At 67.4% G+C, this 14347-nt stretch carries 15 protein-coding genes and 1 pseudogene; 13 read left to right on the top strand and 3 right to left on the bottom strand.

What is annotated here, in order from left to right; all coding sequences use genetic code 11:
- The 7 genes from JCM7685_RS18295 (at nt 1) to JCM7685_RS20450 (ending at nt 4706) form a co-directional block, all read left to right on the top strand.
- A complete protein-coding gene (locus JCM7685_RS18295) occupies nt 1-924 on the top strand; it encodes a hypothetical protein (protein ID WP_074970658.1) in 924 nt (307 codons plus the stop codon).
- An 80-nt stretch (nt 925-1004) separates the two neighbouring features.
- The gene (locus tag JCM7685_RS18290) at nt 1005-1373 is read left to right on the top strand and encodes a hypothetical protein (protein ID WP_074970660.1); all 369 of its coding nucleotides are present in this window, start codon (nt 1005-1007) and stop codon (nt 1371-1373) included.
- Between the two features lie 145 nt (nt 1374-1518).
- Nucleotides 1519-1995, top strand: a complete 477-nt coding sequence (locus JCM7685_RS18285; protein ID WP_074970662.1) for a hypothetical protein — start codon at nt 1519-1521, stop codon at nt 1993-1995.
- A gap of 87 nt (nt 1996-2082) precedes the next feature.
- Nucleotides 2083-2298, top strand: coding sequence for a hypothetical protein (locus tag JCM7685_RS19715; RefSeq protein WP_139218138.1), 216 nt, complete (start codon nt 2083-2085; stop codon nt 2296-2298).
- Between the two features lie 230 nt (nt 2299-2528).
- Entirely contained in the window at nt 2529-3812 is a 1284-nt protein-coding gene (locus tag JCM7685_RS18280) for a molybdopterin-dependent oxidoreductase (RefSeq protein ID WP_074970664.1), read from the top strand.
- 16 nt (nt 3813-3828) lie between these two features.
- The gene (locus JCM7685_RS18275) at nt 3829-4236 is read left to right on the top strand and encodes a hypothetical protein (RefSeq protein ID WP_074970693.1); all 408 of its coding nucleotides are present in this window, start codon (nt 3829-3831) and stop codon (nt 4234-4236) included.
- 158 nt (nt 4237-4394) lie between these two features.
- A complete protein-coding gene (locus JCM7685_RS20450) occupies nt 4395-4706 on the top strand; it encodes a hypothetical protein (protein WP_231964739.1) in 312 nt (103 codons plus the stop codon).
- 48 nt (nt 4707-4754) lie between these two features.
- Here JCM7685_RS20450 and JCM7685_RS18260 read toward each other — a convergent pair whose 3' ends face one another.
- The gene (locus JCM7685_RS18260) at nt 4755-5729 is read right to left on the bottom strand and encodes a GlxA family transcriptional regulator (RefSeq protein WP_074970666.1); all 975 of its coding nucleotides are present in this window, start codon (nt 5727-5729) and stop codon (nt 4755-4757) included.
- Between the two features lie 95 nt (nt 5730-5824).
- Here JCM7685_RS18260 and JCM7685_RS18255 point away from each other — a divergent pair, with 95 nt between their 5' ends.
- From JCM7685_RS18255 to JCM7685_RS18240, 4 genes and pseudogenes are all read left to right on the top strand, one after another.
- A complete protein-coding gene (locus tag JCM7685_RS18255) occupies nt 5825-6187 on the top strand; it encodes a nuclear transport factor 2 family protein (RefSeq protein ID WP_074970668.1) in 363 nt (120 codons plus the stop codon).
- Nucleotides 6188-6356: 169 nt separating this feature from the next.
- Nucleotides 6357-6632, top strand: a pseudogene (locus JCM7685_RS18250) (glutathione S-transferase C-terminal domain-containing protein); the annotation flags it as partial.
- Nucleotides 6633-6703: 71 nt separating this feature from the next.
- Nucleotides 6704-7234: a dihydrofolate reductase family protein gene (locus tag JCM7685_RS18245; RefSeq protein ID WP_074970670.1), complete on the top strand. Its 531-nt coding sequence runs from the start codon at nt 6704-6706 to the stop codon at nt 7232-7234.
- A 498-nt stretch (nt 7235-7732) separates the two neighbouring features.
- The gene (locus tag JCM7685_RS18240; protein ID WP_244532145.1) at nt 7733-8476 is read left to right on the top strand and encodes an SDR family NAD(P)-dependent oxidoreductase; all 744 of its coding nucleotides are present in this window, start codon (nt 7733-7735) and stop codon (nt 8474-8476) included.
- A 106-nt stretch (nt 8477-8582) separates the two neighbouring features.
- Here JCM7685_RS18240 and JCM7685_RS18235 read toward each other — a convergent pair whose 3' ends face one another.
- Both JCM7685_RS18235 and JCM7685_RS18230 read right to left on the bottom strand, forming a co-directional pair.
- Nucleotides 8583-11402: an AMP-binding protein gene (locus JCM7685_RS18235; RefSeq protein ID WP_074970674.1), complete on the bottom strand. Its 2820-nt coding sequence runs from the start codon at nt 11400-11402 to the stop codon at nt 8583-8585.
- An 841-nt stretch (nt 11403-12243) separates the two neighbouring features.
- Nucleotides 12244-13131, bottom strand: coding sequence for a LysR family transcriptional regulator (locus JCM7685_RS18230; RefSeq protein ID WP_074970697.1), 888 nt, complete (start codon nt 13129-13131; stop codon nt 12244-12246).
- Nucleotides 13132-13255: 124 nt separating this feature from the next.
- Between JCM7685_RS18230 and JCM7685_RS18225 the strand changes: the two genes are divergently transcribed.
- A complete protein-coding gene (locus tag JCM7685_RS18225) occupies nt 13256-13876 on the top strand; it encodes an ankyrin repeat domain-containing protein (RefSeq protein WP_074970695.1) in 621 nt (206 codons plus the stop codon).
- Nucleotides 13873-14346 carry a nucleoside deaminase gene (locus JCM7685_RS18220; RefSeq protein ID WP_074970676.1) on the top strand — a complete coding sequence of 158 codons (474 nt, stop codon included), beginning with the start codon at nt 13873-13875 and terminating at the stop codon, nt 14344-14346. The genes JCM7685_RS18225 and JCM7685_RS18220 overlap by 4 nt, the downstream gene beginning before the upstream one ends.
- Nucleotide 14347 lies beyond the last annotated feature (1 nt).

The raw sequence follows: 14347 nt of genomic DNA, 5'->3' as shown, positions 1-14347 counted from the left end.
ATGGCACTGAGCGTTGGTCTTGACGTGATCGCCGGCTCGCAAGCCAGCATACCGCGCCCCCCGAAGCCCGCCGACAACGGCGACACCCCGGTCAGCGACTATGTGCCCAAGGGCATGTCGGCCGACGACCGCAAGGCGCTGCGCGAGGCGGGCAAGGAATGGGTGGGGACGCTGGGCGGCTTCTTCGGCCGCAACCACCCGACCAAGGGCCAGGCCGGGCAGAACATGAGCCATTTCCTGGACGGGGGCGGCAAGGACCGGTCCTTCTCGGCCCCCGAGGTCGACGAGATGATGGGGTCGCTGAACGCGCCCGGAAAATCCGTCGCCACCACCCTGCCGGAGAAATTCGTGGAACTGGTCCATCAGGACATGCAGGGCGGCACCGCCACCATCAAGCGCTACCTGGCGCGCAATACCGGCTCCAGCGTCAATGCCGGCACCAACTGGTTCGGCGTCACCGCCGAGACCGGATCGAAATGGTTCTATGCCGTCGGATCCTTCCTGATGGCCTGCGGCGGCTATGCGGTGCGCCAGGGCAAGGTCATCACCATTTTCTATCGCATCTTCATCTACGACCGCTACAACTGGGATGTGGAAAGCAACGGGGTCACGAAACAGGGCAAGGAAACCGCGGTGCCGGAAAGCCCGCTGTCGATCCTTCTGGACGACGACAAGATGGATGCGATCCAGGGCCTGACCCTGCCGAACGGCACCCAGCCCTATTTCCGGCGCGGCAAGGGGTATGACGGCAAGACGGATTCCTACATCGTGAACGATGCGTTAATGGGCGCGCTGGTCGAATCCGGCGATGCGAAGAATTTCGACATGGTGGGGGCCGGCTCTGTGCATTGGGTGCGGATAGGCTCGAACCTGCCCGACCCGGTACCGCAACCCGGCGTCCGATCCGAGGGAACGGTGCGATGAGGTGGCTTCTGCCCTGCGCGGCCGTTCTGGTGGCGGCAGCGCTTTTTCCCGTTCTCTCGACAGCAGAAAGGGGGTCGACCATGACCCGGACCGAATGTGCCGCCGCGAACCTGGCGGTGATCGAGACCGCGCTGGCGGCCGTGCTGGGGCAGGCTCCCCGGATCGTCGGCCCGGCGTTTTGCGACAAGTCGGCCTATTCCAGCGACCTTGTGGCGCTGGTCGAGATCGACCCGGCCGCCGCCCCCGGGGATTGGCGGTTCTCTCCGGCAAGCGAGGAAGCCGAGGCGCCGTTGCATCTTCTGGCGGAACTCGATCCCGAAGTCTTTGCCGGTCTCGATCCGGCGGAGCTGGGGTTTGCCGGCGGGTTCAGCCGCGAGCTGCGCAAGAACGTCTATCTCTTGCGCCTGTCTTCGGGCCGGCTGTTCGCGCTGGTGACGGATTTTTTCTGACGCACCGGCCGAAAGGGTGCGGCGGGCCGGGCGACAGGGTTACGGCCGGATCAAGGATGGACGGAACGCCTTATGGGATCGCCGGGCTTTGCTGGCTTCGGCCGGTTCCGCTGCGGTATTGCTGCTATTGGCCGGAAGAATGGCCATGGCACAGGACAATTCGGGCACGAGCGCGTTGACGCGCAGCAAACCCGCGTTCTCGGATCGGGCGCTGGCGCTGCCGGACTTTCCCGGCCTGGAATTCCGCACAGCCCTGCCCGAGGGGCTGGAATGGTTCGCAAGCCCGCAGCCGGTCAAGGATTTCGACGCAGCGAGCATGTTCACGCGGTTCGAGCGCCTCTGGCTGGGCTATGTCCCCCAGGATCGCGACCGGCTTGCAATCGGTGTCTATTGCGCCCGGATCGTTCCCGGACGCGTGGCCATTGTCGCGGATTACGGCCGCCTGCTGGCGCGGTCATGGGGGCCCGGGAACTACGGCGTCGATGGCGACTCCCTCGATTTCGGCGAGGTGATGACCGGCGAGGACGACAGCGGCTTCGGCCGCAGGAGGCGGATCAGCGTCTGGATCGACCTGCCCTTGAGGAACGGCCGCATGGCAGACCGTGAACGTAGATCATCGTAGCGGTCGACATCGACTTGGGTTCGTAGCGAGGAAACTGTCGATGGCGAGTCCGTCCATGGTTTTGCCGTCGATCAGGCAGAGCAGAAGATGCAAGACGGGGATCTTGATCGTCAAAAGCCAATTCGGCTGCGGTCGGCACCGCCGTTGGTCGTGATGCAGACGATGGTCCTGCGACATGTCGCAAACGGCATCCGGCTCGTCTATCCGGTCAAGATTTTCGACACCCATGCCTGGGCGGCCGACATCGATTTCCCGGCAGCCTTCTCGCGCATCTCTGCGGCAGGCGTGACCTATCCAGGGTAGGGGCTTGCTTGACATCGCCGCTTGGCGAGAGCAGCGCTGACTCTCGTGTCGCGCGGGGCGGAACGCGCCCAACCATTCGTTGTGTTCAAATAAATACAACGGGTTAGTGTTGCCAAGCCTTTGTCGATGGGCAATGCTCTCTCGACACGAAGCGGCAGGGCATCCGGAGCAGGGAGGCCTTTGCGGCAGGCCAGTTGCGCGGGAAGCGCACCAAGCTACGGAGGAAACCCATGTCCGATCAGACCGATTCCACCTCGATCCAGCGTGATGCCGAAGCCCCGAGCGGATCGCGGCGCAACTTTCTGAAAACGACCGGCCTGTCCGCGCTTGGCGCGATGCTGGGCATGGCCGTGCCTTTCGAGCGCAACCTGTCCGCCGGCTTCGTACCCGTCGCGCTGGCGCAGGACACCGGCCTCGACCTGATGTCGGGCAAGAAGGGGTTGATGGTGCTGGGCGACCGTCCGCTGAACGTGGAAACCCCGGTTCACCTGCTGGATGACGACGTGACGCCCTATGAACGGCTGTTCGTCCGCATGAACGGACTCGTCCCTCAGACCGCGCTTGACCAGAACGCCGAAGGCTGGGTGCTGACCATCGACGGCGAGGTCGAAACGCCGCTGGAACTGTCCATCGACGACCTGAAATCGCGCTTCGAAAACGTCACCCGCAGGCTGGTGATCGAATGCGGCGGCAATGGGCGCGCCTTCTTCCAGCCCGGAACCTCGGGCAACCAATGGACTTTCGGCGCGGTCGGCTGTCCGGAATGGACCGGGGTGCGGCTGGCCGATGTGCTAAAAGAGGCGGGCGTCAAGGACACCGCCGTCTATACCGGCCATTACGGCAACGACGTGCATCTGAGCGGCGACGAAGAGAAGGAGGTCATCTCGCGCGGGGTGCCGATCGAGAAGGCGATGGAGGGGGATGCGATCATCGTCTGGGCGATGAACGGCGAACCCTTGTCGGCGCTGCATGGCTTCCCGCTGCGGCTGATCGTGCCGGGCTATCCGGCCTCGGCCTCGCAGAAATACCTCAACCGGATCTGGATCCGCGACAAGGAGCATGACGGCGCCAAGATGACCGGCGATTCCTATCGCATCCCCGCCTATCCGGTCGCGCCCGGCACCGAAGTCCCCGAAGAGGATATGGTGGTGCTGAAGGAAATGCCGGTGAAATCCATCGTCACCTTCCCCGAGACCGGGGCCGAGGTGAAGGCGGGCGAAGAGGTCGAGGTCCGGGGTCATGCCTGGTGCGGCAAGGGCGACGTGGCATCGGTCCAGTATTCGCTGGACTTCGGCCAGACCTGGCAGGAGGCCGAGCTGGAACCGGCGGCGAACCGCTTTGCCTGGCAGCGCTGGCGGGCCAAGGTGACCCCGCCCCAGCACGGCTATTACGAGGTCTGGGCGCGGGCGGTCGATCAGGACGGCATCGGCCAGCCGCCGCTGTCGCCGGTCTGGAACCCGCGCGGCTATGCCAACAACATCCAGCACCGCATCGCGCTGGTCGCGGTCGGGTAAGGGGGCTGCGATGCACATGATCCCCAAGACTGTGGCCACAGCCGTGGTCGCGCTGGCCCTTGGCAGCGGCCTGGCGGTTGCCGAAACGCGGCTGGACCCGATGGCCGCCCTGGCGGGGCGGCCCGCCGGTTCGGACCCGCTTGACCCGATGACCGCGCTGCGAGCGCGGGCCGACACCGCCGAGACGGCGGAAGGCAATGCGGAACTCGGCGGACTGCCCGACGGCGAGGGCGCCGAGGACACCTATTACCAATGCGTCGCCTGCCATTCGACCGAGATCATCAAGCAACAGCGCGTCACCGATCATCGCTGGGACGAATTGTGGACTTGGATGGTCGAGGCCCAGGGCATGGTCGAGCCGGAGCCGGACACCAAGGCGCTGATCCTGACCTATCTCAAGAGGAATTTCTCGTCCGAGAGATAGGGGCCGAGGCGGGCTTTCCCGGCCTCCTCCGTCCCGGGGGGAGCTTTTGCCCCTGCGCCATTCGCCCGGGTGCGCTGACTAAAGCATCGGAAGGCTTGGGGCATTGGCTCAGACGGCCTGCTGGGCGGGCTCTGGCAGGGGCGTGCCGACGAGTCGGAATGCAGGAAGGCCAATCAGCGCCTCGACGGCGGATGTCGAGGTGCGCTGAAGCTGGTCAGGCGCCGCTCCATCTGGTCGAGGCGCCGGAGCGGCGCCCCGCTTACGTTGATTTAGAACCGCCCGGACATGTTCGGCGTGAGCATCTTCGTGAGGAAGAGGGGTGCCGTATTTCACAGCTATTCCACCTATTACCGCTGCATGAACGCTGGATCGGTCCCTATGCCGCCTATGCGGTGAACATGCTGGGCGCGTTGAAGCAAGCGGCGGAAGGCGGCCAGCCCGCAAGGCTTGACGAAACCCTGCCGGAATAGCTGCCCGAGGCACCTGATCCCTTTCCAGCCGCGACGGGATGAAGAGCGCTACCCCTCGACACGATGCATCTCGCCATAGGTTCCGGGCGTAATGCCGAAGCGCCTCTGGAACAGGCGCGAGAACCTTGCGGTCGGGAACAGCCCCACCTGCGCGGAAACCTGCTTCAGGGACAAACCGCGCGACAGCAACATGCGCGCCGCATCCAGCCGCAGGGTCTCGACGAAATGCGCCGGGGTCTGGCCGGTGGCGGCGGTGAACTTGCGGTGGAAGCTGCGCTCGGTCAGCCCGGCGCGGGCGGCCAGGGCCGGGACATCCAAGGGGGCGTGCAGGTTGGCCTGGATCCAGCCGATCAGATCCGCGAAGGGGCTGTCGCCCCTGGCCTGCGCCGACAGCAGCGGGCTGAACTGCGACTGATGGCCCGGCCTGCGCGCATAAAGCACCAGCCGCTGCGCCACCTCGGCGGCGACACCTGCATTCAGGTCGCAGGCGACCATGGCCAGCGCCATGTCGATGCCGGTGGTCACCCCGGCCGAGGTCCAGAGCCGGCCGTCCCGGACATAAAGCGCCTCGGGATCGACGCTGACGCCGGGGAAATGCGCCTGGAAGGGGGCGCAGGCATCCCAATGCGTCGCGACCCGGCAGCCATCCAGCAGCCCCAGGCCGGCCAGAACCATCCCGCCCGAGCAGACCGAACCGAACCGCTCGGCCTGCGCCGTCAATCCGGGCAGCGCCCCGCGCAAGTCCGGGTCGGCCATCGCCGCCTGCAGCGGTCCGCTTTCGGCGCCGACGATCAGCAGCGTGCCGAGCCGTTGCCCGCGCAATTCATCCAGGCGCGCGGTCTGCACGGATATTCCGCTGCTGCTGGCGGTATCGCCACCCGTCGGCGAGGCCAGCAGGATCTGGTAGAGCGGCGCCCTGCCAACCTGCCCCAGAGCGCGGTTCGCGCCGTTGAAGACGGATGCGGGACCGGCCATGTCCAGCAGTTCGAACCCTGGATAGAGGATGAAGACGACCCGGTGCATTGGCGGAGATTGCGCGCTTTTTGTCATGTCTGCCAGCCCATCCGCAGACTAACCTGGACCGACAGCGTTTCCTGGCCAGTTCAACGAGGTGAGACATGGACGCGAATGGCAAAACGACCCGCGAGATCGTCGAACGCTTTCACGATGCGTTCGAGAACCACCGCCCCGACGCCCTCGACGCGCTGATCGGCGAAGGCTGCATCCTGGAAAACACCGGCCCCGCCCCCGACGGTGCGCGCTACCAGGGCCGCGAGGCCTGCCTGGAGTTCTGGAAAGGCATCGCCGCATCGGCCAACCTGGCCTTCACCGCCGAGGAAATCTGGGCCGGCGCGGACCGCGGCATCATCCGCTGGCGGCTGTCCTGGGGCAAGGGCGAGGCCGATCACATACGCGGGGTCAACATCATGCGCGTCCAGAACGGCAGGATCACCGAGGCGTTCGGATATGTGAAAGGATAGCGGTCGTCCCGGTGCGCTGGCAGAGACTGCATGTCTTTTGTCATGTCTGCCAGAGGCTCGTTTTGCTATCCTTGGCCATCGCCGAAGGATGACGGTCACTCCGCAAAAGGGAAGGAACCGGCATGAAGGATCTGCACCCCGACGGCTGGGCCGCACCCGCAGATGGCGGAGACCCTGGTATGCACAGCGCCTGCAGGGTCTCGAGGATGCGATCCGCAAGCGGTTGGGCGGCCTTTCCGCGCGGCTGGGCGATGGCGACTGGCTCGACGGCGCCTTCAGCGCCGGCGATCTGCTGATGGTGACGGTGCTGCGCAGGCTGCACGGGTCGGGATTGCTGGAGGAACACCCGAACCTGTCCCGCTACGTCGCTCGCGGCGAAGCCCGTCCCGCTTTCAGGCGCGCCTTCGACGCACAGCGGGCGGTGTTCGCGGCGTCGAAGGGCTAGGCGGTCCGCCGCATTTGCCGGCGGCAACGGATCGTGCCAGTCTGGGCCGTCCGATAGGGAGACCGCGCATCATGGCGAAATTCGTCTTCGGAATGAACCTGTCGCTGGACGGCTATGTCGATCACGACGCCTTCGCCCCCGATCCCGTGCTGTTTGGACACTGGACCGAACGGGTGCGCGGCCTGACCGGCAGCCTCTACGGCCGCCGCATCTATGAAATCATGCGCTATTGGGACGAGGACCGTCCCGAATGGTCCCCGGCGGAGCGCGATTTCGCCGAAGCCTGGCGGCGCCAGCCGAAATGGGTGGTCTCGCGCTCGCTGGCATCGGTCGGTCCCAACGCCACGCTTGTTTCCGACGACATCGCGGCGGCGATCCGCGACCTGAAGGCGCGGCAGGGCGGAGAGATCGACGTCGCCGGGCCCGATCTGGCGCGAAGCCTGACCGAATGGGGCCTGATCGACGAATACCGGCTGTATTTCCACCCGGTGGTGCTGGGCGGTGGCAAGCCGTTCTTCGCCGCGCCCCGCCCGCCGCTTCGCCTGACCGCAAGCGACCGAATCGGCAAGGACGCGATCAGGCTGACATACGTGCCTGCGTGAGCGAGGCGGGAGATCGGGCCTTTCCAGGACCCGACCGGGTGGACCGGACAGCATCGTTCACGTCTGTGCGAGCATTGCACAACCGGCGCCGTCCGAGATGCGCCCCTCAAGATCGATAGGGCTGAACAGAGATCCGGCGCCTTCTTCGATCCGCGGATCGCCGCCTCCGCCAGTTCCGCCGCAGCGATGAATCGCTTGACGAAGAGTCGTGACTTTCGGCGCCGGCAGGCGTTCTGTCCCCGCATCCGGCCGATCGGATAGGGAATGGGCCGACCTGACGCCGTTGCCCGGATCGGGGGCTGCCACGGCGGCGGTCCACGCGGCCGGGCTGCCGCGGCCGGGCGGCGGCTCTACGCTCGACCGGGCCGGGATTATCGGCAGCCGCCGGTCGGTGATTGCGCGAGATGCTGGACCTGATGGCCCGGTTCATGCCAATGACGCCGCGATACAACGGCATGAACGGGCAGGACAGTGCAGCATTCGGGCAAGACAGCAATCGTGACCGGGGGATTGACCGGGATGGGTCGGGCCATCGCCGTGCATCTGGCGCGCGAGGGGGCGCAGGTCCATATCGGGGCGCGCCGCGGGGCGCCGGCCGAACTGACCTCGGCGCTTGTCGAGGAATTCGGCGACCGCATCCGCTTTGCCCGGTTGGACGTGCGCCAGACCGAAAGCTGCCGCCGTTTCGTGGCCGAGGTGCTGGACGGCCGGGGCCGGGTCGATATTCTGGTGAATGCCGCCGGCGTCTATGAAGAGGCCGGGATCGCCGGGCATTCGGACCAGGTCTGGGACGACGCCATCGACACCAACCTGACCGGCACCTTCAAGATGATCCGCGAGGTGATGCCGGCCATGGTGCGGCAGAAATGGGGGCGGATCGTCAATATCGCTTCGGTCGCCGCCCATCAGGGCATGGCGCTGAACGGCGCCTATTGCGCCTCCAAGGCCGGGCTTCTGGGTCTGGGGCGCTGCGTCGCGCTGGAAGGGGCCGCGCATGGCGTGACCTGCAACAGCGTCAGCCCGACCTGGGTCGAGACCGAGATGCTGAAGAAATTCATCGACGCCGAGGTGGCCGAAGGCGCGCCCCTGGCCGAGGTGCGCGCGCGATACGAGGCCTCGAATCCGCAGGGCAAGCTGGTCCAGCCCGAGGAGGTGGCGGCATTGGTCGGCTATCTGGTCAGCGACTCGGCCCGTGCCCTGACCATGGCGGATTATCAGGTCAACGCCGGCTCGCTCTGGTAGGCCGGCCGCCGAGGCCGTGTCAAAACTCCGGCGCGGCAGATCCGCAGGGCATCCTTTCTGCGTCGCTTCATGCAGCGCGGAGGGCTGCGCTTTCCCGCTGCGCCGACTATGGAAGGGTGCTTTCCTTCGCTGCGTGCTGTCCGGCGTTTTGACCCAGCCGCCGCCGCGCCAGCAGCGCCGCACCATCCGAGATCCGGGCGAAATCGGCGCCGTCGGCCTGCGACCAGGCCGATCTGGCGGCGTCGTTCCGGAAACGCGCATCGGCGCGCAGGATCTGCGGATCGGCGGCGATCAGCCGCCGGACCGGCTCGGGCAGCGGCGCCGTTTCCAGCCAGGTCTCGGGCGGCAGCGGTGACAGCTCCTCGCCGGGCGCGATGGGCTGGTCGGCGATCAGGTTGTAGAACGCGACGCCCTGCGGGGCCGGCAGCCCGACCAGGAATTTCGCCGCGGCGCGCACATCCGTCATCGGAAAGGCCAGTCCCCGGGGCATCGCGCCCATGGCGCGACAGGCCTGCAGGATGATCTCGCAGATGTCCTTGGGATTGGGGGCGTCCAGATCGTAAAGCGACGGCAGCCGGACCACCGCCGCCGGGATGCCCGAACCGGCGATCTGGGCCTCGGCGGCGATCTTGGCCGCGCCATAGCCCGAACAGCCCTCGTAGAGCCGGGCCAGCGCCTCGGGGTAGGGGCCGCCGGTTTCGGGAAACACCGCCGAGGAGGACGAGAAGCGCAGATCCGCCCCGGCATCGCGGCAGAAATCCAGCACGGTCCGGATGCCGGCGCGGGACCAGGCCTCCATATGGTCGCGATCCACCGCCAGGTTCACGGTGGCGGCGCAATGCACCACGCTGCGGCTGCTGCGGCACAGCGCGGCATAAGCGGCATCGTCCAGGCCGAATTGCGGCGCGTCGATGCTGCCGCCAACCGCCACCAGGCGCTGCCGGTCCAGATCCAGCGCCCGCGCGATGCGGTCCAGCCGGGCCTGCGGATCGAGGTTGCGCGGCCGGATCAGGCAATAGACCACCTGCTCTGGCGGCAGTTGCGCCAAGGCTGCGGCCAGAACGTGCCCGCCCAGGAAGCCGGTGACGCCGGTCAGCAGGATCCCCGGCCGGTCGAAGCCGCCGGCCACGGCCGCGGCCACGCCTTGCGTCTGGGTCAGCAGGGCGTGTAGCCGCGCCAGCGGCAGGTTCAGCGCCCAGTCGAAATCGACGCGGCGGCCATAGCTGGCCTCCAGCGCCAGCACCAGGTCGACGCCCATCAGCGAATCGCCCCCCAGCTCGTGGAACGTCCGCGCCGGGTCGATCTGATCCGGCCCGCAGTGCAGCGCCCGCGCCACATGGGCGATCACCGGCAATACCGCCCGATCATCGGCTGTCCGCTCCGGTCCCGCCGGCACGGCGATCGCGGGCAGCGCCTTGTAATCGCATTTGCCTGAGACCTCGTGGATCGGGATGGTCTCCAGCTGCACCAGATACGAGGGCAGGCAATAGCTGGGCAGCACGGCGCGCAAGGCCTGGGCCAGCGCCTCGGGCAGGCGCTGCTGGCCGGGGCCGATCTGCCAGCGCGCGGCGTTGCCGGCCTGCTGTGCGGCGTCGGCGGTGTAGTAGAACACCAGCATCTGCCCCTGATCGCCGACCTGGACGACCCAGGGAATCGCCTTGCCGAAGCCCAGCACCCCTGCCAGGGTCTGGGTCAGCTCGGCGGTCTGGATGCTGTGGCCGCGCAGCTTCAGCATATGCGCGACCCGGCCCAGCACGGTGATTTCGCCGTCCTCGTCCACGAAACCCTGGTCGCCGGTGTCGTAAAGCCGCACCGCGCGGCCCTCCAGCACCAGTTCGCGAAAGCGGCGGGCGGTTTCCTCGGGGCGGTCGACATAGCCCGGACCCAGCATGCGCGGCCCCTCGAAATGCAAGAGCCCGGGGACGCCGGACGGGCAGGGGCGGTCGTGGTCGTCCAGCACCACGGCGCGCAGATGCGGCATGGCCTTGCCCACGGTCACGCCGGCCTTGCCGGCGGCGGGGCCGCGCAATTCGGACATGCAGATGTCATGCGTCTCGCAGATGCTGTAGAGGTTCCAAAGCTGCGCCTGCGGCAGCTTTTCCCGCAGCTGGGCGATCAGCGCGTCGCTGACCACCTCTCCGTTCAGGATCACCCGGCGAAGCGGCAGGGCGGCGGCGACGCCGGCCTCTACCGGGCCCAGGATCCTTTCCAGGAAGGACGGGGTGAACAGCATCTCGTCGATGCGATGGTCCGACAGAAAGGCGGTGAAGCCCTGCGGCGAGAGCAGCTCCTGCAGGGCCGGAAAGCACAGTTCGGCGCCGTGGCGCAGCGGGCGGAACATCTCCCAGATGGCGAAGATGTAGATGCCGACCCGCATCCCGGGCGCATAGGGCGCGTATTCCTCGCGCCAGTGATAGGACAGCAGGGCGGCGTCATGGGTGACGGGGATGCATTTCGGACGGCCGGTGGTGCCCGAGGTGGCGACCAGATAGATCGCATCCGAGGGCCGCACCGGCGCCGCGCGGACCGGGGCCGCCGCGGGCCGGCCCAGCAGCCCGGCCGCATCCACCACGCGGCATTCGGGCGGCAGCTGGTCGGGCTTGGGCGGTTCGGCGGTCAGGATCAAGCCGATGCCCAGCTCGCTGACGATATTGCCCAGCACCGCCTTGGGCATCGCCGGGTCCAGATGCACGAAGGGGCGCCCGTCGATGACGCAGGCGGTCGCCGCCGCCCCGAACAGCGCCCCCGGCACGCCATAGACGGCGACGGCCTGCTGCCCGGCCAGCACGGGCTGGGCGGCGGCGACGAAATCGGCAAGCTGGGCATAGCTCAGGCTCAGCCCGCGGTCCCGCAGCGCGATGCGCTTGGAAAAACGGGGCAGGGCCGCGGCCAGTTCGTCGGCAATCGAAGAAAACGTCTGGGACATGATGCGCCGGGATGTGATTGACGGATCCTGCCGTGGTCTGCGCAATTTCCGCGAAAGGTCAAGCGCTCAGCGCCGACGCGCGGTTTGGTCGGGCTCCAGCACCTTGCCGTCCCAGACCAGAGCGCGCCCTGTTCCAGGGCGGCCACGGCGCCCGTGGTCGCCCAGATCAAGGACATCGCCACCTCGTCAGAATTCAGCAGCCGAACCGGCTCGCGGCCGTTGCTCCACACATTCAGACCGGGCCGGATCGTCTCAACCTTCGCCACCGCCGCTTGGGGCGGGCCGGCCTCTCCAGCGGCGCGGCGACCTCCTCGTGCCGGACCCGTCGGTGATCGGCGCACATTTCATCGTCGTCGGGGGATCATTGCGCACCGCGGACGAGTAGGGAATTCTGTGCCTGTCGAAAAGTCGGCGATGATGGTCGACGAACAAGAGGCGCGTTTTTCCCGGTCGAAGGGTATAGGGCGTCGCCCAGGCGATGGCCGCGATACCGCAATCGTGCAGTCCGCCCTCGACGCAATCTTCCGTTGCCGGTGTGTCGTCGGCGTTCGCCGGTAAGGCGATGTCGGAGATCTTCGCCGGCAGCCCCGGTCGCGGGCCCGCAGAAGGTCCGCCTGCGTCAGCTCCACGACCTCCCAGATCACATTGGCGGATTCGACCTGGTCACGCAACGGGTGCTATCCGCCGGCGTGATGTCGACCTTGATCCGCGATCCGGTCAGCTCCTCGTAGCGCCGAGCATCTCGCACGCATGCAAGGCCCGAAGGCGAGCGGAAAGCCGGTGCGGACGACCCGGCCCGACTTTACCGCGCAAGACCTGCGCCGGCCAACATGATCGCGGTTTACGCACCGCAGCCGGGCAGGGGCTTCCCGCTTTCCACCGCCGCGGCAAGGATGGCGATCATGTCGCCCATGAAGGGTATGTCCGAGTCGGCGCAATGGATGGCGATCTCCATGTCCTCGACGGTGGGCAGAAGGCCGATCTCGCGCAGGCCCGGCAGGGACGCGCGCCGGGGCAGAAGGCCGATCCCCAGGCCCGCCGCGATCGCGCTTTGAAGCCCCGCGAGGCTGGAACTGGTATAGACAAGCTGCCAGTCGCGTCCCGCCCGGTCCAAGGCGTCGATCATCTCGGCGCGATACAGCCCGTCCGGCGGAAAGGCCACCAACGGCAGCGGGTCCGCGGCGGTCATGGCGCCATCCGCGCTTTCGAGCCAGACCAGAGGTTCGGGCCAATGCATCCGGCCTCTGTCGCCGTTGCGATTCTGCTTGACCAGCACAAGGTCGAACTCGCCCTGCCGGTAGCGGCGATAGAGATCCCGGCTGAGGCCGCTTGTCACCTCGAGCTTCAGCTGCGGCCGGGTGCGCATGAAGGCCGCAAGCGCCGGCGTGACCTGCCCCGAGGCGAAATCCTCGGGCAGGCCCAGCCGCAGGGTGACGCGGCGCGCGGCGCCCGACAGGGCCGCCGCCGCTTCGTCGTTCAGCATCAGGATGCGGCGGGCGTATCCCAGCAATCGCTCGCCGGCTTCGGTCGGCCGAATGCCCCGCGGGCCGCGATCCAGCAGCCTGACCCTGGCCAGGTCCTCAAGCCGCAGGATCTTCTGGCTGACCGTGGATTGCGTCGAGTTGAGATGGCTGGCCGCCGCCGTGAAGCTGCTTGCGTCGACCACCGCCACGAAGGCCCGCAGAAGGTCGGTGCCGAAGCTGACATTCGATTTTTCACTGATGGACATCCGTATATTTAATTTCAAAATACCGGTCCCGTCCAGTATCAGCATCCCGACCATCGCGGAGAATTTCATGCGAAAACGCGGAACATCCCTGCTTGCCCTGGCGCTGACCACGGGCCTTGCGACCATGGCCGATCCCGTCGCCTCGCGGGCCGAGCCCGTGCCGGCGCTGGTCGCCACCGCGGAAAGCGGCGATGCCGCCGCCGTGAAGCGGGCCATCGGCGCCGGTGCGCCGCTCGAGGCGCGGGACGGGCGCGGACGCACGGCGCTGCTGGCCGCGACCCATGCGAACCGGGTCGAGACCGCCCGGCTGCTGATCGAGGCGGGGGCGGATGTCAACGCCCGGGATCATATCCAGGACAGCCCCTATCTTTATGCCGGCGCGCGCGGACATCTGCAGATTCTTCGGATGACGCTGGCGCATGGGGCCGACCTTGCCAGCACCAACCGCTTCGGCGGCACCGCGCTGATTCCGGCGGCCGAGCGCGGCCATGTCGAAACCGTCCGCACCCTGATCGAGGCCGGGGTCGACGTGGATCACGTCAACGATCTGGGCTGGACGGCCCTGCTGGAGGCGATCATCTTGGGCGACGGCGGGGCCCGTCATGTCGCCATCGTCGATTTGCTGGTCAAGGCCGGCGCGGATGCCGGTCTTGCGGACCGCGATGGGGTCACGCCGCTGCAACATGCGCGGCAGCGCGGATATGCAAGGATCGCGGCCATTCTGGAACAGGCAGGTGCACGATGAACGACCGGAAATTTCTGGACGAGGCGGTGGCGCTTGCGCGCGGAAACGCGGCGGCCGGCGGCCGGCCCTTCGGGGCGGTTCTGGTGAAGGACGGCACTATCGTCGCGCGTGCGGTGAACCGCATGGTCGAGGACAGCGACCCGACCGCCCATGCCGAACTGCTGGCCCTGCGGAAGGCGGGGCAGGCCCTGGGCGGCCCCCGGCTGGACGGATGCGCCGTCTATGCCAGCGGACAGCCTTGCCCCATGTGCCTGGCGGCGATGCGGATGGCCGGGATCACCAGCATCGCCTATGCCTATTCCAACGAGGAGGCCGCGCCCTTCGGCCTGTCCACGGCCAAGGTCGCAGCCGAATTGTCGCGGCCGGCCCAGGATCAGGATTGGGCGACGATCCGGCATCTTCCCCAGACCGACAGCGCCCGCCCCGAACCCTATCTGATCTGGGCGGAACGCCCGGCCGGGCAGCTATAGG

The organism is Paracoccus aminovorans (genome assembly GCF_900005615.1).
Lineage (GTDB): Bacteria > Pseudomonadota > Alphaproteobacteria > Rhodobacterales > Rhodobacteraceae > Paracoccus > Paracoccus aminovorans.
The sequence above is the reverse complement of the archived record's forward strand: the minus strand, read 5'-3'. Positions and strand labels throughout refer to the sequence as shown.